Origin of the sequence: Mesorhizobium sp. M4B.F.Ca.ET.203.01.1.1 (assembly GCF_004791025.1) — a bacterium.
Taxonomy (GTDB): domain Bacteria; phylum Pseudomonadota; class Alphaproteobacteria; order Rhizobiales; family Rhizobiaceae; genus Mesorhizobium; species Mesorhizobium abyssinicae.
Genome location: NZ_SRUO01000052.1, coordinates 1 through 530 on the forward strand (window position 1 = coordinate 1; position 530 = coordinate 530).

Below are 530 nucleotides of genomic sequence, written 5' to 3' on the forward strand. Positions count from 1 at the left end.
GTAGTGACCATGGGCTCAAGCAGATATTTGTTCAGGTCCTCGTACGTCCACACGCCTTCCCAGCCCAGCAAAGTCTCGGAATAACGCATTTTCGTCATGGAGGCCTTGTCGCGGCCGACGACGCTCCACAAGTTCGGCCCCGTCTTGGTCCCTCCCTGTGGCTCGACATTGTGGCAACCGGCACACAGGTGGGTGAAGGAGGTTTGGCCTTTCTCAATATCGGCAGTGGCCAACTTCATCGAGATCGGGGATGGCGTTGGCAAGACGACGCCGTGCGCCATGAGATAGTCAGCGATTTCGCGCAGCCCTTTGAATCTTGCCAGATGGATCGGTGTCTTGCCGTCCTTTGTCTTCGCATTCACGTCCGCGCCGGCCTCGACCAGTGCCTTCACGCAATCGAGGCAACCGAGATTGACCGCGATGTGGATCGCGTTTTCGCGGCTGCGTTTCGAATTTGGATTTGCGCCTCCGTCCAGCAACAGTTTGATCAAGTCGATCCTGCGTTTAGCCAAAGCCGGCATCAGGGCAGG

Annotated in this window: 1 protein-coding gene; it reads right to left on the reverse strand. The window is 57.5% G+C overall.

Going from position 1 to position 530, the window contains the following annotated elements:
- A partial coding sequence (locus tag EN846_RS33570) for an ankyrin repeat domain-containing protein (protein WP_135914106.1) occupies positions 1 to 530 on the reverse strand: 530 nt, incomplete at both ends.